This is a genomic window from Pseudoalteromonas rhizosphaerae (genome assembly GCF_902498845.1).
GTDB lineage: Bacteria > Pseudomonadota > Gammaproteobacteria > Enterobacterales > Alteromonadaceae > Pseudoalteromonas > Pseudoalteromonas rhizosphaerae.
In genome coordinates this window covers 294,739-315,751 of record NZ_CABVLM010000006.1, presented here as the reverse complement: position 1 = coordinate 315,751, position 21,013 = coordinate 294,739, and the positions used below count along the sequence as shown (strand labels likewise).

Sequence of the window (21,013 nt, the reverse complement as noted above, 5' to 3'; positions counted from 1 at the left end):
TTTGAGAACGATATGACATCCACTGCATTCAAAAAATTAGATGATTTCCTTAACAAGAGCGATCACGAATCAATGGATTGGTATGATGGCGGGGAGTCCGAAATGGCTGAAAAGCTTATCGAAAAATTTGACGAGCAAGATTGGAAAACACTTAGCGAAGTATCGCAAAACAGAAGTCTTCAATGGCAGGGCTGCTTGGTCAGTATTTTATGTACTCAGTACGGAGCAGTTGCTCAAGATATTCTCGTTAAAATGACAGGTAGCAAAAATCCCGACATTGCGTTTGCAGCGATGTATGCGATCTCATTTTACTGCGGTATAAACGCAAATTCTGCAGGGCCTTTTATAGATGACTGTATTGTACATGAAGAGTTTAGAGCCAAGCTTAGATTGAACTCAGAGTTTTTGGCATCCATTCCCCAAGTAGGTAATTTGGTGGGGCGTAATTATGAACTGTTATAAAGCATTCTACGTGGCAAGCCATAACAAAGAGCTGCTAACAAGGCGTATGAGGTAGCATCTTGCTTTTTGCTACTTTTTGTTGGAATGACCGAAATGACGCATATGCGACTGTCAGATTTGATTGAATCCCACTAACCAAATCTGACAGTTCAAGGTAAGGTTTATTCATATAACGATTTTAAACATTACCTCTTAAACCCCAGCTGTGGTTTAAATTTGCTGGTTTATACACTCTCTAATTTCATTCAAGGTGGTTTCTTTTACTAATTTACCGTCTTGAAAAACAACCTCTAGCAGTCCTTGTGCTTCTTCTTGCTCGGTTACGTCATCAAACAAGGTGAGCTCGCCATTGACTAGCTCTATTTTTAAGAGCCCTTTTGCTGATTTTTTCTTTGCATCAGTTTTAGGATCTTTAAAAATAGCTAAGCGTTCACCAGCTTTGACTACGCTCGTTGCTTTTACTGCTGAGCCATGTGTATCGCGAGTCACATATTGGTAGCTGTAAGAGCCAATACCTAATACGACTTTTGATGCAAAGCCTTTATCCATCAACCTTTGTAAAATTTGGCGTTGACGGGTTAGCGTTATAGCATCACCATAAATAGCGCCAATGTGTTCATCAAGTAGCTTGTAGCCTTTTGGCGTTGTTGTGCCACCAAATATATCCCATAAACATTCGATGAGCCCTTTTACTTCACATTCCATCAGTTCAATGGTGTTGTTATCTTCAAAGCCAAAATATTGGCCATTAAAACGGTATGCCTCAAAACCTTTTTGTAAGACTTCTTTTTCAGCTTCATCTTGAGTGGTGAATAGTTCACTGTAATCAGATACCGGTGAAACAGTATAGCCAGTGAGTACTTTAACCGGATCACCTGAGTCTGGGCGTATAACTAACGTGCCGTCGCGCGCCATGATTTCGTTTTTTAATTGTGGTAAGTAATCAGTTACTAACGTCCAAAAGTCCCAGGTATCAGAAACAACGCTTAAAATTCCTTTTGGTGACTGCTCTTTCATTAAGTATTTGAAAAACTCAATTTCACCTTCCATGATCCATGAGCACGTAACCGAATGTTCTGTTGCATCAACAGAGCAACCTACAAGCTCGTTATCTACATTAGCGCCGTAATATTTTTCGGCAAATAAAACAGCAGGAATGGTGTCTGTGCCTACCAGTCCTGATGCTAAATGACCAAAACCACTCATAGCGGCAGCATGTTTGCCGAACATCCCTCTAAAGCTAAAGTCATGCCCTTGGAAAGGCACAAACTCCATAGGCATTGCTGTTTTTTGTGCAAATTCTTTAAATACTTTTAAATAGGCAACAGAGGTTGTGGTACTTGTTTGGATTGGCCAGTTTTCGCAGCTTAGTACCGTTTCAATCATATTTGTTAACCATTGAAAACCGGCTTTAGTATTGACGATTGTCATAGGCGGAACTAAATAAGGGACTAGCGTTCCCTCTGGTAATGCTTTTATTTTCAATGGTAAATAACCTAAGTCATGTAAGTCTTCTAAATACTTTACATCAACAGTATAACCAAGCATTGAGCTCATAATACGTTTGTGATTAGCAACTGCTGTTGCCTTATCCACTTTGAAAAACTCATTCCATTCTTCTAAAAGGTAGCTTTTAATAAAGTACTGTAGACCAACAAACGCCACTTTATCGTTATTTTCTATGTTACTAAGCTTTCCGCTTCTTGATGTGAAGTTTGCATATACTTCACTTACGTCAGGGTGATAGGCGCGGCTATGGAATTCTTTATAAACATCTTTTTGCATACTTGCAGCTATAATAGTCATGGTGTTTTCCTTACATCTCAATAATTTCTAAATTAATGTTGTTACTATGTTTAAATTCATTAGCTGGTTTAAACGAGTCAGTCGTGTAAATTTTGTCTATTAGTCCTTCAAAAACATCAAGCCCTTTTGAAAAAATACCGTGGGTAATAAAAAGAGAAACTTCAACTGCACCATTATTTTTTAGAACTTTGGCAAGCTCAATAAATGTTCTGCCACCATCGCAAATATCATCGGCAATCAGCACGCTTTTACCTTTAACATCGCCAATAATTTCTGTTTTGATTATTTCGCCTGTTTTTAAGTTTCTGACTTTTTGTGCTTGAATAACCTCAGGTACACCATTGAACTTTTCTGAAATTTTAATGGTCTTTTTGCTTGCGCCCGCATCAGGAGAAATAAGGGTCAGCTCTCCTTGTGACAAACGTTGGCTTAGCTCTTCGCAGCGGGCGAGTAGCGAAATTTGTTCAATATTGGTCACTTTATTTATTAAAGCTGGAGATACATCGCTATGGGCATCCCAAATAGTAACTTTTGCAAAGTTTAAGTTATTAATAAACTTTGCCATAACAGCAGCACCTAAAGCTTCTCCTTCAACGCATACTCTATCTTGGCGTGCATAAGGAAAGTAAGGAATAACAAGTTCAATAGGTGTGCTTTCATTTGTTAATCTTTTTAACGCATCGACAGCAATCATTAATCTAACCATGTTTGAAGAGTTGGTTAGCCGTTCAAAAATCTCTATTTTTTTAGAGTCTGAAAAATTAGCGGTATTAAATCTGACATGTTCTTCACCACCAGAAAAAGTGAAATTATCATAATCGATTAACGATTTACTTCCTGCTGAGTCATAGCTAAATACTTTCATTTTTTGTCCTTTGAATGTTTGTGTCCTAACGACACAAACAAGTTATCAAATGTACTCATTACATTCAAGCTATTTTTTAAACTAAATTACTGAACTTATGATAGGTGTATGATTGTGCTATAGGTTGAAATTGAGAAGTGTTTGATTTATTGTGTCATTAAGACATTAACTTAGCGTGAGCATATTGTGGCTAATCATTACGATATTACTGAATATAAAAACCCTTTATTTACAGTCGACAGTGTACTGTTCACAGTTAAAGAGGGCGCTTTAAAGGTTTTAATGGTAAAGCGTGCAAGCGAGCCTTTTGCTGGTAGATGGGGGCTCCCTGGCGGATTTGTAAATGTTGATATTGATGACAATGTTGGCATGACTGCGCTGCGTAAACTTAAAGAAAAAACCAGTGTTGCCCCTCAGTATTTAGAGCAATTACAAACGTATTCAGGAGTTAACCGAGATCCCAGAGGTTTTAGTGTTACTTTGGTTTATTTTGCATTAATTGCAGAGGCGCAAGTATCAACTCATATAGCAACTGTTGATGATGCAAAATGGATAGATCTAAATAAACTAACTGAATTACCCGTCGCTTTTGATCATAAGTTTATAATTGAACAAGCAAAAGAGCGGTTAAAACAGAAAGCGCTTTATTCAATGATCCCAGTATATTGTTTACCAGAGCACTTTACTGTTGGACAGTTTAAGTTAGTAATTGAAACTATTCTTGGTAAACCAGTACAGCGAAAGAGTATTATTAGGCGTATTGAAGCCGCTGATATGTTTGAAAAAGTCGATGAAAAAGTGAAGTCTGGTGGTCGCTTAGCGCAGCTATATAAAGTAAAACCTGATGTAGATATTGTGAACTTTGAACGTAACTTGAGTGTTTAATTACTAGATCTAGTCAAAATGGAATTTAAATGTGAGTAAGCGAAATGTACTTTCTTATTATCGCGATTGCTATAAAGAAGATAGCGCGGATTTAAATTTATGGGATTTGAGTAAATTAAAAAAACAAGACTGCTTAGTACTTGAAGGGAGAGATGACTTAGGCTCGGGTTTTTTACCGCGACTGCCAATTCCTCAAGAGTTTGCTGAGCAAATGATAAAGCGTGTTGAGGTATATCAACGTGAACGTGTTTTGTTGTATGTGCGTTTTATATTAGTCGGCAAGCTTGAGATAAAAGGTGAGATAAAACAAGTTGTTTCACCTATCTTATTTAATGAAGCCGTGATAGAAAAAGATGATGATTATTACTTTTCGGTTATCGACTCTCAACCTGAAATTAATGAATCGCTCACCCAACTGTTAATGCCAGAAGCAGAACCTCTTGATGAAACTGCCGATATTCAATCAGCTTATTTTTGGACTTCATTATTAAAACAAAGCCCATTAGCGCTAAACGTATTTGAACTTTTAAATTATCCTGAGCTTGTTAATTATGCCAAAATAAAAAAAGCCTTAAAAAGTAAAAATTTGACACTTTTACCTGCCTCTATGCTGGTGTTTGTTGAACGTTCAAGCAGCAGTCGAGGGGTGATCCATGAGCTCGAAGAAATAATAGCCTCAAAGATGCTTTCGCCCCCTATAGATGCTTTAATTTCAAATGATTTGCCGCCGAACACGGCTAAGTCGTTAAAGTATGACTACTTACCAGGCTTATTGTCAGCACCACAAAAGAAAGTTATTTCGATTGCTGCTAATGCGCATTTAGGCTGTGTGTCAGGGCCGCCAGGTACAGGGAAAAGTTATACCATTGCCGCAGTTGCTGCAGAGCACATGGCGCGAGGTGAGTCAGTACTTATTGTCGCGAATAATGACCCGGCACTTGATGTGATTGCCGATAAATTGAATGAGAATTTTGCGTTAAGTGAAGTATCAATCAGGGCTGGGCAAAAAGAGTTTTTAAAAAATCTAAAAGCGTATATTGCAGACTTATTGTCTGGTTATTTAGCGGATGAGCAGGAAAAAGCCCCTGCTATTTTTGAATCAGAGCTAAAAGCACAAAATGTGTTACTTAATGATTTAGAGCAACGGTTTGATAAGTTTTGTCGCAAAGCGATAATCCGAGGTCAACGCCTTAAAAGGCTTGAAGATAAAGACATTCAATGGTTAAGCAATTTATATCTCAAGTGGGCTCAGCGCAGTATTAAAAAGCTTGCAAAACAGTGGTCTGCTTTAGATGAAATTAACGATCAACAAACAAAAAGAGAGCTGCTGGCTAGTCGTTATTTAACAGTGTTAAAGAATACTAATTTGCGAACGTTAGTTAACACTCAGCGTAAATCGCTGCAGGCGTTTAATCAGGCTATTCGCAGTCGTACTTCTAAAAGGCAGTTTGAGCTGTTTGATAATATAGAATACTCATCATTGCTAGCGGCGTTTCCTGTGTGGTTAGTGAGTTTGAATTCGCTGTATAGGGTATTACCCTTAAAGCCGCAAATGTTTGATTTAGTTATTATCGATGAAGCAACACAGTGCAATATTAGCAGTTGTTTACCAGCACTTTATCGTGCAAAACGAGCGCTTGTAGTTGGCGATACAAAGCAATTAAGGCATTACTCTTTTTTAGCAAAATCAAAAGAGGCTCAGCTTCGCACTAAGAATCAACTATCACTCTCGAGTGAGGGGGTTGTTAGTTATCGTGATAATTCAATTTTAGATTTGACATTAAATACACTCAATAGCGATCAGCAATTAGCCTTTTTAGATGAGCATTTTAGAAGTAAACCTGAGTTAATTCATTTTAGTAACCGCTATTTTTATCAATCAAAATTAAAAGTAATGCAGCATCGCCCTTGTACAAGCAGTGGGCATTTATTTATCCATCGCGTTAATGGTGAAAGAGATAAAAATGGCGTTAATCAGCTCGAAGCCAACGCTGTAATCGCGAGCATAAAACAGCAAATGAGTGATGATCGAGAAGCGGGTGTTTATCACAGTATCGGAATTGTTTCGCCATTTCGAAGCCAAGCAGATTTTATAGCAAAGCAAATAGACGCTAATTTTAGTGAGGCCGAAATAACTAAGCATAAGCTCAGAGCCGCCACTCCTTTTGGTTTTCAGGGGGAGGAACGCGATGTTATGTTGATCTCTTTTGCCGTCGATAATGATGCAAAACGTGCGGCAGTATATTTAAATAAAGCAGATGTTTTTAACGTGACTATAACGCGGGCAAGACAAGCACAGCATTTATTTTTATCCATTGATGAAACACAGTTACCAGAACATTATTTATTAAGACGTTACTTAGACTCGGTAAGTGAGTTTGCAGCCGCTCATACGTGTTTGTCTGATGTCGATGATTTTCAACGTGATGTAATACAAGAGCTGATGAAATTGCAGATAGAAACATGGCCTGGGTATGCTGTTGCGGGGACCGAGGTTGATATTTTATGCCGCTACCATGGTCGCTACTTAGCAGTCGATCTGATTGGTTACCCTGGACCTTGGGCTGATTTCTTTGAACTGGATACCTATAAGCTATTTAGTCGTGCCAATATTGAAATGCTACCCATAAGCTATGGCTTATGGATTGTCGATAGAGATACCTGTATACAAGCAATTGTTAGTAGGTTGAAGATGAGTAACAACAAGACTTAATATTTATTTAGGCTTGTTGTGTACTGGCATCTTTAACTTCTTTAGTTTCGAATAAGTTTACTTCGGCACTTGATTGGCTGACACTGTTTTTTTGTAAGGCGATATAGAGATCTGAATGCACGTAGATGCCTTCTTTACCGGATGTCATACCAGCAATTTCAAACCATGATAGTAATTGCCGCTTTCTGCCAGCTAGTTCTAATCGAATATCACGCTTTTTAAATATCACGTCTAAATCGGCGAGCATGGCCATGACACTTAAATCTAAATGGGTGAAGCAGGGGACTGCGTCGATAATAACGCATTGCGTGTCGTCTTTTTGCCGCGCATATTGTTCTAGCAAACGCCGTTTAAAGTAACCGGCATTAAAGTAAGTTAAAGGAGAATTAAAACGATAAATAAAGACTCCTTGTACTGACTTTGCTTTATCTGTGGCATCAAGGCTCCTAACAACGCCCTTAATATCAACGCCTAATATATTGTCGGTAGGGCGCATTACGGTGCGAATAAACTGGAATAACCCCAATAGTACAGCGAGAGTGATGCCTGGTATTACGCCAATAAATAACACTGCGAATAAGGTGGCTAGCGCAAGGTAAAATGCTTGTTTGTCTTTACGCTTTAATTGCCAAACGGCTTTTAAGTCTAATAAATGGATTGAAGCAATAATAAGCACAACACCTAATGCTGCACTGGGAATAAATTCTAGGGGAGCGGTTAAAAATAGGGCGATAACAGCAATAATTCCCGCTGCGATAATCGACACTAATTGCGTTTTACCACCGGAATCATCGTTAACAGCTGTACGAGAGTCTGCACCACTGACTGCAAAACCTTGTGATAAAGCAGAGCCAATGTTCGCAATACCTAACGCTCTAAACTCTTTGTCAGCATCTATGTCGTAACCATTTTTAGCGGCAAAACTGCGGGCTGTAAGCATCATACTGACAAAGCTGACTATTGCTAAGTTAAGTGCAGGCACGACAAGTTCACGAATAATACCAATATCATAAATAGGGGTGTTAAACACAGGAAGGCCACCGGTTACAGTGCCAATTGTGTTGATATCATACTGTTTTAAATTAAAAACCCACACTAATAGGGCACCAAATGCGATAGCAAACATCGATGCTGGCCAAGTCGGTTTTAGTCGCTTCATGGCAAAAAAAACACCGAGGGTAAACAGGGCCATTAATAGAGTCGGGATGTGGGTTTGTGATAAATAAGTAGGCACACCTCCTAATCGTTCAAGTAAATATCTGTCATCGAAGGTAAAACCGAATACTTTAGAAAATTGGCTGACAATAATCGTAATTGCAACACCGTTTAATAAGCCCATTAAAATAGGCTTAGATAAGAAGTCTGCTAATACCCCTAATTTAAATCGGCTAGCAATAAAGCACCAAAAACCGGTCATCGCGGTCATAGTTACAACCAGTTGCCAGTGTTTAACACTGTCCCCAGCTGCAAGAGGTGTCACCACTGCAGCAATAACCGCACATGTTGCAGCATCGGGTCCGACAATCAATTGTTTGGAAGTACCAAACAAGGCATATAAAATCATAGGTAATATGCATGAATATAGCCCGACAGCGGCGTTAACCCCGGTAAGTTGTGCATACGCGATAGCAACAGGTAGAGCAACGGCGGCAACGGATAACGCAGCCCTCACATCATCAGCAAACCACTTTCGTTCATAATGAAGTAAAGTGTTTAAACCCGGCATAAAATCATACAAACGCGACAGCACTAAAGTTTCCTTATTTAATCGTAAGCACACTTGGATAGTAAATTTAATATACCAACAAGTATAGCTCAGGGTTGAGGATTTTTTTAATAAATAGCAGATACTTAGACTTAGGACTACTTTTGGTTCAGTGTTAAGTCTGATGAAAAAGTTTAAGAATATGCGATATTAGCTGGTTGGTGTTACCACATCGCTAATATCATACTAGATGGTGGTTAAGATAAAACCAGCGCAGAGCAATGGCTTTATCTTAGAGTGTGTAAATGCTTATTAGAAACTTTTAGCGTGCAGAGTATTGGTGAGCCTTTAATACTTCAAGAGAGACTACTTGTAACGATTTTTCATGGGTGGCCTCAAGTATAACCGGCGGAGCTACGTTTTCAGCAACCGCATGGTGCCAGCGCACGGCACATAAACACCATTTATCACCAGCCTTTAGGCCTGCAAAATCGTACATTGGATTAGGCGTTATCAAGTCATTGCCTTGTGCTTTTGAAAACTGTAAAAATTCATCAGTCATGATGGCACATACACTGTGGTTACCAACATCAGATGCAGGGACATAGCAAAACCCTTCTCGAGTGTAGCCTGTATTCCCGCAGCACAAATGCAAGCGCGTACCTAATACATTTAATTGATTGCTCATAAAACTACCTTGTTATAATTTGTATTGTTTTACATTGAGCCTGCTTTCAGACTATGTGAAAACGTGGTGGATGAAAAGCTGAATATTGATAGATAGCATGGAGATCACAAATAACATAGCCATTAAAAATATTAAACGTCAGTTTATTAAACTAATGGCGAGGCCAAAATCAGTTCAATATTCATTTATAGTTGCTTGTTGTGTAATTATTGTGCAATTGTGTTTTTGTTTGCTAGCAATTTTTACGTTTACTGTACTGGTAAAAATTTATTATGGTAACTTTGCAGCTACTATACGTTTGTCTTATATCCAGAATCTATATATATGTGAATATGGTATTTGAATAGCTTTTGATTTCAAATAAACACTTAATTGTAATTGGCAGTATAATTACAGTTTTTATAAGCTCTCGATGTATCAATACTATGGAGCTTTACATTGTTACACGTGAGGAAAAATGAGTAATCTAAGTCTGAAAAACAAGCTGTTGCTATTAGCTATTTTGCCGCTCACGCTGCTGTTAATTAGTTTAATGGCCAGCTCATATTATTTAGAGTATCAAAATCAGCAGCAAAATTTTGTATCGTTTAAAACAAAATTAATTGCTGACAAAGAAAGTTTATTAGCAACTGAGGTTGAGATAGGCCGCCAAATAATTAATTACGAACTAGCCAAGGGGACTAAAGAAGATGCAAAAAATGCATTGCGAGATCTCACTTTTGGTAAAGATGGTTACTTTTTTATCTATGATACAAAAGGCGTTAGTATTTTCCATGCGTTATTGGGTGATGCAATTGAAGGGCAAAATAAAATAGCCATGACCGATCCCAATGGTAAAAAAATAATTGTTGGGTTGCTTGAGCAAGCAAGACAAGGTGGCGGTGCTTTTTATTATGATTTTCAAAAGCCTAATACAACGGGTTTAGTTGAAAAAATGGGCTATGCAGCGATGGTTCCTGGTACAGATTGGATGCTAGGAACGGGCGCTTATATGGATGATATTGAAGCTGAGCTAACAAAGTACCAAGCAACAATACAAGCTCATATGAATGAAAAAGTAACGACCCTGTTATTAATTGCATTATTTTGGGTGGTGTTGACGGTGTTTTTTGCCTTAATTGCGGCAAACAATATGGTAAAACCAATTCACAATATGGTGCAAAACTTAGATGATATTGCAAAAGGCGAAGGTGATCTGACTAAGCGCTTAGAAGTGCATAGTAACGATGAAATTGGTCAATTGGGTAATTCATTTAATGTGTTTGTTAGTAAACTACATAGCATTATCACCAATGTGGCAGATGTAACCCGTGATGTAAAAGATTCATCAAATGATATCAATACACAAACACAGTTAATTGAAAATCAGTTAGTAAACCATAATCATGAAACTGAGCTGGTAGCAACGGCGATCACCGAAATGTCAGCAACATCTCAGGAAGTCGCGCAAAATACCACACAAGTGGCGGTATCAACCCAGTCAGCCACGCAAGATGTTGCCAATGCTCAAAAATGTGTAGATGTTTCTTTAGAAGAAGTTTCAAATTTAATGAGTGAGATTAATCAAGCTGCTGAACAGGTTAATTCATTAAGTGAACAATCTAAAAAAATTAACAGTGTATTAAGTGTTATCGGTGGCATTGCTGAGCAAACTAACTTACTGGCCCTTAATGCGGCTATTGAAGCTGCAAGGGCTGGCGAGCAAGGCCGTGGTTTTGCGGTTGTAGCTGATGAAGTGAGAAGTTTAGCCAGTCGTACACAAGAGAGCACGTTAGAGATTAATGAAATGCTTAATGAGTTACATACGCTAGTCACGGCTGCGGTAAAGGCAATGTTGGCAAGCCAGCAAAGCTGTAATCGCTCAGTTGAGTCATCTCGCGCAATTTCTGAAAGTTTAGGAGCGGTAACCAGCTCGGTTACCACAATTAACGATATGAGCACGCAAATAGCTACCGCTGCCACAGAGCAAAGTAGTGTAACTGAGGAAATTAACCGTAACGTTTTTGCGATTCAAGAAATCGTTAATGAGCTTACTCGTTCAATTAAAACAACCTCATCAGTTAGTCATCACTTAGCTGGTCGAGGGGAGAGTTTAGGCGATTTGGTAGGTCAGTTTAAGATCTAATATAAACAAAAAATAGCGGTATTATTGTTGAGCAGTAATAAATAAAGATCAGGCTTTAAATAGCCTGATCTTTGACTTTAAATATAAATGAATCAGTTTAAACTGAACACAAAACCGCTAGATTAGCTATTGAGTTTGCCCGTTGACGATTCTAAGTGTGCACGCACAAACCATTGAAACTGTTCTAAATCGGCAAGTTGGCTAATTAGCATATCCTCAGATACAGGATCGAGCTCTGATAGCTTGCCAATCGCACTTCGGTGATCGCCATTAATCCCATTGTATACTTTATCAAGCGCAACTAAATGATCTTTTACCAAGCCCTTACCAATTGCGTAATCTTGCCATGAACGACGATCAACTATCGATTTTGGAGTACCAACCGGAACTCCGCCCAGCGTAGCGATTCGCTCGGCGATGGTGTCGGTCATTGCTCTGATCACTTCAACCTGAGGGTCGAGCATTTCATGCACGCCAATAAAATTTGGGCCAACTACATTCCAATGAATATGTTTTAGAGTCAATTGTAAATCGATCAGTGCGACCATGCGGTTATCAAGTGTAGCAATGGTATTTTTTGCAGATTCTTCATTCATACCTGGGGCAGTAAATTCAGCGATTTTGTTTGTTTCGTTATTGTTACTCATTATTCCTCCTGATTTATAAGGAATGTTCACAGCGTCTAATAAAGTCTATGAACATGCGTTAGTTTATATAAAGCAATGGCTGTGCCGATAAAAATTATTTTTTAACTTGCTGATATTTAATAATTTATATGTTTTTTGAAGTTGGGTGATGAAAGCATTTCTTTGAAATGCCATGAAAAATATGCACTTTTTTGTAAAATCTGCAAAATAAAAGATGCTGTTACGTGTTAGCGAATTACTTACTCTCAATAATAACTGTGATACAGAAGTGTATTATCATTGTTGATTAATCATCACTTACATATACTCAACCCATCTTGTTATTAAAGGAGAAGTGCATGTTGAGATTTTTTTCTATCGAGCAGGGGGTAATCAAAGAGTTAGAGCCTTCATCCAATACCTCTCTTGAAGCATCAATCAGAAATGCACACTGGATTGACACAATCAACCCAACGGAAGATGAGCGAAATACGCTCGCAAAAACGCTCAATATAACTTTTCCTGAGTCAGGGGATGTGCAAGAGATTGAAGCTTCATCGCGATGTTTTATCGACAATGAAGGCTTGCATGTGCACGCATTGTTTATGTCGCCCAATGAAGGACGTTTTAATACGGTAACAGTGGCCTGTTTACTACAGGATAACTGTTTGCTGACCATTCGCGATGACGAGCTGGCTGACTTTCGATTGTTACGCTTAAGAGCACGTAAAGGTCAAGTAATGTGTGATACGCCAAAACAGTTATTGGTTACATTATTCGATCAAAAAGTCGAAAACCATGCTGATATGCTCGAGGATATGCATCATCAGTTAGAGAAGCTCAGTGCATATGTACTAGAAGAAGATGACTCTGATTTAGAAGAAGCGGTCAGTCGTATCGCGCGTTTAGAGGATGCCAATGGAAAAGTGCGTTTGTGTTTAATGGATACGCGGCGCAATATTTCGTTTTTAATACGTCGTTTAGGTGTACAAAATGAGGATCGCGAATCACTACGAGAAATTGTACTTGATATAGATACGCTAATGTCTCACTGTACCTTTTTGTTTGATAAGGTGAACTTTTTGATGGATTCAACACAAGGTTTTATTAACATTGAACAAAATCAAATTATCAAAACCTTCTCTATTGCTTCGGTGGTTTTTTTACCACCTACCGTAGTAGCCAGTGTATATGGGATGAACTTTAATATAATGCCTGAGCTGCAATGGGAATGGGGTTACCCATTTGCAATTGGCATTATGTTGCTATCGGGCTTTGCCCCTTATTTATTTTTTAAACACAAAGGCTGGCTGTAGTGTGTGCCAAGGACTACTTGGCATACACGATTACACGAGTTTATATTCATTTTATACGGATAGCGGTCTTATTATCACCTTGCATTAAGATAATAAAGCGGCCGCTAGGCGTACAAAGTCTGACGAGGTAAGTATACCCACGAGTTTATTTTTTTCAGTGATCACCGGCATGCAACCATGGCGGTTATCAACAAAAAACCGAGCAACATCTTGCAGTGGTTGGGTTGCTAGTACAGTGGCAAAATCGGTTGCCATAATAGTGTGTATTTTCGTTTGTTTTTCCTTTCGTTCAAGTGCGCTAGGGCTGTAATTAGCCATAATATTCATCACTTGGGCAATCATGATTTTTTGTGTCAACATACCCACTAGTTCGCCATTGTGATCAATTACCGGAATATGGCGGATATTTTTTTCCTTCATTAGATTATGTGCGTCGTGTAGGGTGTTTTCTGCACTTACGGCATATGGATCTGATGTCATTAAATCTGCAACTGTTTGGCTCATTTTGGCTCCCGTGAAATTACTAACCAGAACTTTGGTTAAAAAGGTTTACTAAAATAGCTACTGGAGACAGATTTATTATCCAGAGCTCATATTATTATTTATTCTAGCCTGGTTTTTTCTTATTGCACTTTATCAAGATCAAGGCTTTGTATTTTGTATAGAAATAGTTTTTAGCTTGGCCATCCATAGCCATTGAGGATAGATTTATTATCCGAAGCTCAGATTATTTATCTTTATGCGAAAAATTATCCCTGAGTGTACCAACCCAGCTTGAAAATTTATGCATCGCTGAGCTGCCTTTGCCCAGTAGCTCATGCATTTCTGCTTCAAAATGGGTTTGTTCTTTACTACTTGGCTCTGGTAATGGCGGTAAAATATGAGCAAAGTAGGTTTTATCAAGCAGGCGGTGTAATAACCGCTCGCCAATAAAGGGCTTGCCGCTGTTGAGCGCTCTAGCTCCTTTAATTAGGTTACGAATATCATATTGGGTTGGGCTAATGTCGGGCACTTGTTTAGGGATATTAAGTAACTTATATACCCCAATACGTGCTGTACGAATAGAGGCTTCCATCGTGAATATAATATCGTTGTGGGTTTCAACAAATTGACCAATCAAACCTAAGTTTGTACAACCTTCAGGAACTGAGGTGGGTCTGTCACCAGCTGCACGAGTCATAAATTGAGCTGTGATATAAGGCATTAGCGCTGTACGTATCTTGGTATTGGCAATGATTTCATCAAGCTGCTGTTCAATGCCCAAATGGTAGCAAAGCTCCGTAATTATTTCTTCACCGCTACATTGTGGCATTGTTTTAACGATACGATTACCTTGTTTGTCCATTAATAAACCATAGACCCAAAGTACTAACGTATCATCGGGTTGATCTGGAAAATGAGGTTGGCGGTTACACGTTACACTCAATAGCCAGTTAGAGTCTGTAAAAGTAATAATGCCGCCAGTTACCGTGCGACCAGAGTAAGGATCGTTTACTGATAATGTCTTTAGCTTATCTATAAGTGGGGATGGCTTGCAAGTCAGTGTGGCTGACTCCCACATAGACTTATCAATATCGCCATAAAATTTTTCGGGTTTACCAAAAACAGCTGATTTCTTCGCGAGGTTTTTCCATAAATTCCACCCGCTATTTTCGCCGGGATCGTGTTTTTCACAGTTCAGCTCGGGCACATTTTGCATGTCGCCATAAGCGGTATGCTCTGTCATTGAACCCGTTAGTGCATAAACTAAATCGTCTGGAGCAACGTTAATATGCTGTGCTTGACCTTTTATAGTGGCATGGATCCCCGTTACGGTTTTTTTATTACCGGTAAATGTTATATCCAGATCGTTTACACGGCTTGCAAATTGAAAATTCACGCCTTTGTCTCGTAATAAATTAGCAAGCGGTTTAATAAAGGTATCGTATTGATTATATTTCGGAAAAAGTAAAACAGACATGTCGGCAAAGCCATCAATAGAATCAAGAAAGCGATGCAAATACAGTTTAGTTTCTAACAAGCTATGACAATTTTTAAAGGCAAACATAGTACGAAATAAAAACCAAAAATTGCTTTGTAAAAAACCTTTGCTGAAATAGTCTTCAATGCTGAGATCGTCAAGCTCTTCTTTGCGCTTGAGCATTAAACGGATCAGCTCCCATTGCTGGGCTTTATTCAGGCCAAAGTCACTTGCATCGAGTATCTCACCGCATTTATTTATTAAACGGGCTTGTGAGTAATTAGCGTCGTTATCATTAATTAAACGGTACTCATCAAGCACAGAATAGCCTTCGGGCAGTTCAACAGCGGGAACGTCTTGAAACAGATCCCACAAGGTGTCGTAATTCCAGTTCATTTCACGGCCACCACGAATAATATAGCCGTCATCAGGGTTACCCGCGCCATCCATTGAACCGCCTTCAATATCCATTTCTTCCAAAATGGTAATATTTTCAGCGCTCATATGGCCATCACGGATAAGATAAAATGCCGCTGCTAGGCCACCAATACCTCCACCAATGATCCAAGCATTACGTTTTTCTATACCGGGTGTAGGCAGCGTTTTATGACGTGCATAAGGAGCAATAAAATCATGAGGGGGCAAGGTATTAAGTGGTTTATTGCCCCAAAAATCAGCCGTTGCGTCAGCTTCATGTTGGAAATTACTTGCTGCGGTTGCAGAAATATTAAACTTCGCTATTGCTTTATTCGTCATTAGCCATCCCTCTTCATGAATATAGATAAGTGTCAGTACTGTTTGCAAGTCTTTCTATAATTGCACGAGGCAAGCATAGTTATGTTGCAGTAGATCAAAGTTTTAGTTCGCGAGGGGGTTTATAAGTTAGCTGCTGGAAATTGATTTGTTATCTGAAATTGAGGTTAACAATGGCAACTTAACCAAGTTGCCATTGTTAAGGCGTTTATTTGTTTTATTACTCACAGCATACTAAAAAGTACCGAGGCGACTAACAATACAGCCATAAAAATATTGAATGCTCGTAGGCGCTTGCGATCTTTTAGCCATACTTGTAGCTTTTGTCCGACTAACGTCCATGAGCAGACACAGGGTAAATTAACTATACCGAAAATAAGACCTACAAGTACCACTGCACCAATTCCTTTGGATGGGGCATAAACACTCACTGCACTTAATGCCATAGTCCAGGCTTTCGGGTTAACCCATTGAAATAAAGATGCTTGTACAAAAGAAAAAGGTCTAGTATCGCTATTTTTAGCACCGATAGGAGTTTTATTACTGGCAATTTTATAAGCAAGATAAAGCAAATAAGCAATGCAAAGCACTTTTAATAGCTGGTAACTCCATGGCACAAAGTCAAATAATTGCATGACACCTAAACCAACCAATACGAGCATGATCACAAAGCCAATTGTTACGCCGAGTAAATGTGGCAATGAACGTTTAAAACCAAAGTTAGCGCCTGAGTTCATTAACATCAGGTTGTTAGGACCTGGGGTGATGGAAGATACAAGTGCAAATAATGCTAATGCTGATACCAATTCAATATTCATTTATAGTTGCTCAGTTGATAATTATTGTGCAATTATATTTTGTATGGCTCGCAATTTTTGCGCTTATTAATCTATTAAAAATTTACTTTAGCAACTTAATATGAAAAAAGATCGAATTAACGACAGGATATTGCAAGAGTTAAAGCGCAGTGGTCGAATTGCCAACGCTGAACTTGCTGATTTGGTTGGTTTATCCCCATCAGCATGCTTGCGCCGTGTACAAGAGTTAGAAAAAGCAGGTGTGATCAAAGGCTACCGAGCAGTTATTAATAATCAAGCGTTTGGACTTGGTTTTGTCGCGTATGTGGGGGTGGGTTTAAATGAGCACTCTACGAAATCACAACGAGCTTTTGAACAAGCACTTGAGTTTATTGATGAAGTTAAAGAGTGCCATAATGTCACAGGAGCATTTGAATATTTACTTAGAGTAGAAACCGCTGATATTAAGTCTTATAAAGCATTCCATGCTGATGTTTTAGGATCAATCCCACAGGTACGAACGATCACTTCGCATGTAGTGATGGACTCACCAAAAGATGAGCGGGCGTAAAGTAGTTGGATAATCTATCTTATTAATAGTTGAGGTTAATAGAGCCTTGCTCGCAAAGCTCAAAATTAAGGCGAATTAATTAAATATTATCTTTCATAGTAGTTACATGCGCCTTTAGTTGAATAACCATTTGGGCTTGCTTTATACCATCCAGATCCAGGGCTGGCTTGAGCACACATCCTATAACCATTTACTTTACTTGCATATACATACCATGGATCAGTAGCGGCAGATGCATTAGATGCTATTGCTGTAAATATAAAAGTTGCAAGCAATAAAGTGGTGTTAATTAATTTCATATCATCATCCTTATTTGTAATTTAATATATTGATTTTAAATGAGTATTAAATTTAAAATCAATAGTGTACCGATATTAGCACTGTGTATTGTTTGCGTAAAGGGTTCTTTAAAAGCATGTGTTATGAAAAAATTTAGGTGTAGGGAATTTGCACATAAAGGGATTTTCATTTTAATAAGTATGCTGGCGTTATTTATGTTGCTTCGATTTAACATTAGGACATATTAAGGTAAGTTTTTGATAAACTTGTAGCCACATAGAAGTCACAGGCAATAGTCAGCTTTTTATGTGAAGAAGAGCCATTTTATTGTTAGAATGGCTCTTCTTTAGTTAAGAACTATAGTAACTATCATCGCTGATACGCAGTGCCATACAATCGCTGTGGCCGTTTATAATCATGCTTTTATCAACGCGTACGCCAGCACCAGCGTATTTACCTGCTGCGGTAAAACTACATATTTGCACAAAGTAATCAGCTACTTTAGGAAGGGCAAATAACTGCTGGTATATTTGCTCTTGAGAGGCAAAATGACCCGTTGTTTTTTCTATTACGTGTTGTTGTTCATCAACGAGTTGAATATTTGCACCGCATCGACCAACAATCGGTTTAACGACATAGCCTGTTTGCAATAGTTCATCATTTAAATCAAATGCAGTATTGAGTAAAAACGGATGATTTGGAAATAAACTCCACAGTACTGGCAAAATTGCTTTATTACTGGGTATTAATGTCCATAGCGGCTCAAAAACCATCACATTTTTACGAAGTAATACATCGACCAAGCGTGGGGTTTTACCAGATTGCCAGTGCGGCTCAAAATCATCGCTTTGGGATTGATCTGCCTCACACTCTAGTCTTATTTGATCAAGAGCGGTTTCCCATGACCATGTTTTCCAAACGTAACTGAGTTTTTCGCCATCAGCATCAACAATATTGCCCGCTGCGTCCCAGTGTAAATCAGTCAAACCAATGATTACTTTGCACTCAAAACCAGCGGCTTCAATGGCTTCTTTCATAAACAATGCATGGTAATGTTCTTCTGGCTCATCATCTTGCAATATATGGACAAGGCCGTTTACTTCACTTTTTCGCCATGCCCTTACTAAATCTTTAAATAAATCATGGCCGGCATCAATGCCCGTTTTAACACCAAAGTGTTTGGCCCATTTACCTTGTACTTTGCCACTTTCCATATAGCACGATGCTGAATCGCAGTTGTATTCATAGACTTTCAAGCCTGCGGGAGTTAATGCAAAATCAAATCGACTGGTGATCAGTTGATTTAAGCGATTATCCCAGGATTGGCGGATCTTATTGAGCACCGCATCGGGTAAATTAAACTTTTTTAATAGCTCAGGATGCTGCAGTACATAGTCTGTTGCATGCATAAACAAGCCATGTAATTCATTGCTAGCATGTTCAATAGTTTGTTGAGCGGTTTTTGAAATTGTAAAATAATGATGTTGATCAGCATTAACTGAAGTCAATTTATGCCCATGCATCATCTCTACGTAGGCTGCTTCATCGTCATTGGCAATGTTAAGCCATGACTTAGTGGCTTGCCCATAATCAGTGGCATATTGGGCTTTTATGGCAAACAGATCAGTGCTTATTTCAGGCGTCGGTTCACTAAATTCGCTGTGCTCAGTTTGTGTCATCCAGCCTAAAATAGTGGCGTCACTGTAAGAGCACTCAATCCAGTAGTCACCTTCTTTTGTGACTTTCGCTTTGAGTTCGCGACACCACTGTTGATCTTGCGGCCATAGCTGATGGGCCACGTTTTGTTCAGCAAGACGAATTTTATCCTGATGTACTTCAACCACCACCGCAACATGGCCAGTTTCTTCAAATTCACCGCCTTCTTCCCAAATGAGTAAACTCCCTACCACTGGGTGGTGTTTTGCACCATTACGAAATGCTTGTAAAGGCAACCTGGTTTGATTGTTTATGTCACGCACTGAGCGTAGCTCAAAAATATCGTAAGCCATTGCAACATCATCAAAAATATAGCCATGATTGAGATACATCCAGCGTCGCGCAAATTCAACACATTGCCATTTATAGCCCATGTAAATACCATCGAGGTAACTACGATAGGCGCTACGGTTAGGATAAATTGTTTCGTCAGCTGTATCGTAATCAGACGAATAAACAGCAACATTACCAGGCGCATAACCTAATAATTCACCAAACTGACTAACAGGAACGCGAGATTTAATAGACAAAGTAATTCAAAATTAAGGAGTGATAATTTGCAGACTATAGGAGTGAATAAGGCCGATAGCAAGATAATAAATATAATCTTTCAGGCATTTTATATGTTACTGCTAGATGCGCTAACCAACCGTTATTGCGTATTACAAAGAGCTCATTAATCACTTAATTATCATTTAGTTGATTTACGTCTTTATTGTCCCCATATTAACTAAAAACAGTCATTAAAGGGAAGTTATGCGTCATTATCCATTATATAAAATTGATGAAAAATGTTTACGTCGCTTAGGTCAGGGCGTTTTACAAACTTATAATTTAAATAAAATTATAGGTTTAGATACTGAAAAAGCAATCGCTAAAGAGTGTGAAGACTTACTTGCCCTGAATGAAGATTGTAATGCAAAGCATTTTGCCGAGCTTCGTCAAAGGCGGGCAATTTGTGACAGCGTGCCAGATGATGATCTATACGCGCAAGTTGTAGAAGCTGATGATGGTAGCTTATTTATAGTCAGTGTTTGTCGTAATGATGATGACGAGACTATGTTTGAAGTGTTTAGTGAGCATCCGTTATCAGAACCATTACTTGCACAGCTGGTCCGCTATATTAGTAAGGTATTTTGCTGGTGTACGCCTAAATATATTTGTGTATGGCCAGCACCAGGATCAATACCAGCCAAACGACTGCTAAGTTTGGCCGGTAGCCGCGCTGTTGATTCATTGTTAGCAGCACAAGATCCTAAACTGACTGTTGATGAATTACTCTGTGCAGATATTGCATTGCAGCCGTTTGAACTTGATAAAGATTGGCCTTGGTATGAGCGTGACTATACTCAGTTTTTAATGCAGCATCCTGAAATGGCAACAATAGTCCCAATTAGCGAAAAAGACGATATCAGCGAAGCTATTGCAGCCGGATTGTGCTGCGCGGCGTTTTATAGAGGCGAGCCACTGGGTATGATAATGGCTGAGTCGAGCGATGAGCTAGGGTTTAACGGTTTACTAATCAGTGATATTTTTATTACTGGGCAATTTAGAGGACAGGGCTTTGCATCCCCAATGCAGCGTTTATATTATCAACAGCATATGCAAGGTTTTGAATTTTTCTTTGGTTACATTCATACTGATAATAAACCTTCGTATAACAATGCACTTAAACAAGGACGAGAGTTGCTGCGCCAAGAAGTGTACCTTCCTGCGCATTTATTCTTATAGTTGTTTTGCTATTAA

General features: G+C 38.8%; 17 protein-coding genes. 7 read left to right on the top strand and 10 right to left on the bottom strand.

The genetic code is table 11. The features are described 5' to 3' along the window. The first annotated feature begins 12 nt into the window (after positions 1 to 12). On the top strand, positions 13 to 462 hold the full coding sequence (locus PSR9079_RS11850) for a hypothetical protein (RefSeq protein WP_149981776.1): 450 nt from the start codon (positions 13 to 15) through the stop codon (positions 460 to 462). Positions 463 to 672: 210 nt separating this feature from the next. Here the strand turns inward: PSR9079_RS11850 and PSR9079_RS11845 are convergent, their stop codons facing one another. Next, a complete protein-coding gene (locus PSR9079_RS11845) occupies positions 673 to 2,268 on the bottom strand; it encodes a nicotinate phosphoribosyltransferase (RefSeq protein ID WP_149981775.1) in 1,596 nt (531 codons plus the stop codon). Between the two features lie 10 nt (positions 2,269 to 2,278). Further along, on the bottom strand, positions 2,279 to 3,133 hold the full coding sequence (gene prs / locus PSR9079_RS11840; protein ID WP_149981774.1) for a ribose-phosphate diphosphokinase: 855 nt from the start codon (positions 3,131 to 3,133) through the stop codon (positions 2,279 to 2,281). Positions 3,134 to 3,319: 186 nt separating this feature from the next. Here prs and PSR9079_RS11835 point away from each other — a divergent pair, with 186 nt between their 5' ends. Then, positions 3,320 to 4,018 (top strand): NUDIX hydrolase, encoded by a 699-nt coding sequence (locus tag PSR9079_RS11835; RefSeq protein ID WP_149981773.1) that lies wholly within the window; start codon positions 3,320 to 3,322, stop codon positions 4,016 to 4,018. Positions 4,019 to 4,049: 31 nt separating this feature from the next. Beyond that, positions 4,050 to 6,731, top strand: coding sequence for a DEAD/DEAH box helicase (locus tag PSR9079_RS11830; RefSeq protein ID WP_149981772.1), 2,682 nt, complete (start codon positions 4,050 to 4,052; stop codon positions 6,729 to 6,731). 7 nt (positions 6,732 to 6,738) lie between these two features. Here PSR9079_RS11830 and PSR9079_RS11825 read toward each other — a convergent pair whose 3' ends face one another. Together PSR9079_RS11825 and PSR9079_RS11820 are read right to left on the bottom strand one after the other, a co-directional pair. Next, positions 6,739 to 8,481, bottom strand: a complete 1,743-nt coding sequence (locus PSR9079_RS11825) for a SulP family inorganic anion transporter (protein ID WP_149981771.1) — start codon at positions 8,479 to 8,481, stop codon at positions 6,739 to 6,741. Between the two features lie 277 nt (positions 8,482 to 8,758). After that, on the bottom strand, positions 8,759 to 9,124 hold the full coding sequence (locus PSR9079_RS11820; protein ID WP_149981770.1) for a DUF2237 family protein: 366 nt from the start codon (positions 9,122 to 9,124) through the stop codon (positions 8,759 to 8,761). 457 nt (positions 9,125 to 9,581) lie between these two features. On the opposite strand from PSR9079_RS11820, the gene PSR9079_RS11815 reads away from it, so the two are divergent. Further along, entirely contained in the window at positions 9,582 to 11,249 is a 1,668-nt protein-coding gene (locus PSR9079_RS11815) for a methyl-accepting chemotaxis protein (RefSeq protein WP_149981769.1), read from the top strand. 122 nt (positions 11,250 to 11,371) lie between these two features. Here PSR9079_RS11815 and dps read toward each other — a convergent pair whose 3' ends face one another. Then, on the bottom strand, positions 11,372 to 11,896 hold the full coding sequence (dps, locus tag PSR9079_RS11810; protein WP_149981768.1) for a DNA starvation/stationary phase protection protein Dps: 525 nt from the start codon (positions 11,894 to 11,896) through the stop codon (positions 11,372 to 11,374). Between the two features lie 338 nt (positions 11,897 to 12,234). Here dps and corA point away from each other — a divergent pair, with 338 nt between their 5' ends. Then, positions 12,235 to 13,191 (top strand): magnesium/cobalt transporter CorA, encoded by a 957-nt coding sequence (gene corA / locus PSR9079_RS11805; RefSeq protein ID WP_149981767.1) that lies wholly within the window; start codon positions 12,235 to 12,237, stop codon positions 13,189 to 13,191. An 84-nt stretch (positions 13,192 to 13,275) separates the two neighbouring features. Here corA and PSR9079_RS11800 read toward each other — a convergent pair whose 3' ends face one another. The 3 genes from PSR9079_RS11800 to PSR9079_RS11790 all read right to left on the bottom strand — a co-directional run bounded on the left by PSR9079_RS11800 (position 13,276) and on the right by PSR9079_RS11790 (position 16,722). Beyond that, entirely contained in the window at positions 13,276 to 13,695 is a 420-nt protein-coding gene (locus tag PSR9079_RS11800) for a CBS domain-containing protein (RefSeq protein WP_149981766.1), read from the bottom strand. Between the two features lie 223 nt (positions 13,696 to 13,918). Continuing rightward, a complete protein-coding gene (locus tag PSR9079_RS11795) occupies positions 13,919 to 15,907 on the bottom strand; it encodes an oleate hydratase (RefSeq protein ID WP_149981765.1) in 1,989 nt (662 codons plus the stop codon). Positions 15,908 to 16,128: 221 nt separating this feature from the next. Further along, positions 16,129 to 16,722, bottom strand: coding sequence for a LysE family translocator (locus tag PSR9079_RS11790; RefSeq protein ID WP_145240775.1), 594 nt, complete (start codon positions 16,720 to 16,722; stop codon positions 16,129 to 16,131). Between the two features lie 100 nt (positions 16,723 to 16,822). On the opposite strand from PSR9079_RS11790, the gene PSR9079_RS11785 reads away from it, so the two are divergent. Next, positions 16,823 to 17,272 (top strand): Lrp/AsnC family transcriptional regulator, encoded by a 450-nt coding sequence (locus PSR9079_RS11785; protein ID WP_149981764.1) that lies wholly within the window; start codon positions 16,823 to 16,825, stop codon positions 17,270 to 17,272. 86 nt (positions 17,273 to 17,358) lie between these two features. On the opposite strand, the gene PSR9079_RS11780 is transcribed toward PSR9079_RS11785, so the two are convergent. Together PSR9079_RS11780 and gss are read right to left on the bottom strand one after the other, a co-directional pair. Further along, positions 17,359 to 17,571, bottom strand: coding sequence for a hypothetical protein (locus PSR9079_RS11780; protein ID WP_149981763.1), 213 nt, complete (start codon positions 17,569 to 17,571; stop codon positions 17,359 to 17,361). Positions 17,572 to 17,901: 330 nt separating this feature from the next. Further along, positions 17,902 to 19,791, bottom strand: a complete 1,890-nt coding sequence (gene gss, locus PSR9079_RS11775; protein WP_149981791.1) for a bifunctional glutathionylspermidine amidase/synthase — start codon at positions 19,789 to 19,791, stop codon at positions 17,902 to 17,904. A 232-nt stretch (positions 19,792 to 20,023) separates the two neighbouring features. Between gss and PSR9079_RS11770 the strand changes: the two genes are divergently transcribed. After that, on the top strand, positions 20,024 to 20,998 hold the full coding sequence (locus PSR9079_RS11770) for a hypothetical protein (RefSeq protein WP_149981762.1): 975 nt from the start codon (positions 20,024 to 20,026) through the stop codon (positions 20,996 to 20,998). The last annotated feature ends 15 nt before the right edge of the window (positions 20,999 to 21,013 follow it).

Bases quoted from the DNA above. Each gene is read 5' to 3' on its own strand.
- PSR9079_RS11850 (WP_149981776.1), top strand. From the start codon at position 13: ATGACATCCACTGCATTCAAAAAATTAGATGATTTCCTTAACAAGAGC.
- PSR9079_RS11845 (WP_149981775.1), bottom strand. From the start codon at position 2,268: ATGACTATTATAGCTGCAAGTATGCAAAAAGATGTTTATAAAGAATTC.
- prs (WP_149981774.1), bottom strand. From the start codon at position 3,133: ATGAAAGTATTTAGCTATGACTCAGCAGGAAGTAAATCGTTAATCGAT.
- PSR9079_RS11820 (WP_149981770.1), bottom strand. From the start codon at position 9,124: ATGAGCAATCAATTAAATGTATTAGGTACGCGCTTGCATTTGTGCTGC.
- PSR9079_RS11815 (WP_149981769.1), top strand. From the start codon at position 9,582: ATGAGTAATCTAAGTCTGAAAAACAAGCTGTTGCTATTAGCTATTTTG.
- dps (WP_149981768.1), bottom strand. From the start codon at position 11,896: ATGAGTAACAATAACGAAACAAACAAAATCGCTGAATTTACTGCCCCA.
- corA (WP_149981767.1), top strand. From the start codon at position 12,235: ATGTTGAGATTTTTTTCTATCGAGCAGGGGGTAATCAAAGAGTTAGAG.
- PSR9079_RS11800 (WP_149981766.1), bottom strand. From the start codon at position 13,695: ATGAGCCAAACAGTTGCAGATTTAATGACATCAGATCCATATGCCGTA.
- PSR9079_RS11795 (WP_149981765.1), bottom strand. From the start codon at position 15,907: ATGACGAATAAAGCAATAGCGAAGTTTAATATTTCTGCAACCGCAGCA.
- PSR9079_RS11790 (WP_145240775.1), bottom strand. From the start codon at position 16,722: ATGAATATTGAATTGGTATCAGCATTAGCATTATTTGCACTTGTATCT.
- PSR9079_RS11785 (WP_149981764.1), top strand. From the start codon at position 16,823: ATGAAAAAAGATCGAATTAACGACAGGATATTGCAAGAGTTAAAGCGC.
- PSR9079_RS11780 (WP_149981763.1), bottom strand. From the start codon at position 17,571: ATGAAATTAATTAACACCACTTTATTGCTTGCAACTTTTATATTTACA.
- PSR9079_RS11770 (WP_149981762.1), top strand. From the start codon at position 20,024: ATGCGTCATTATCCATTATATAAAATTGATGAAAAATGTTTACGTCGC.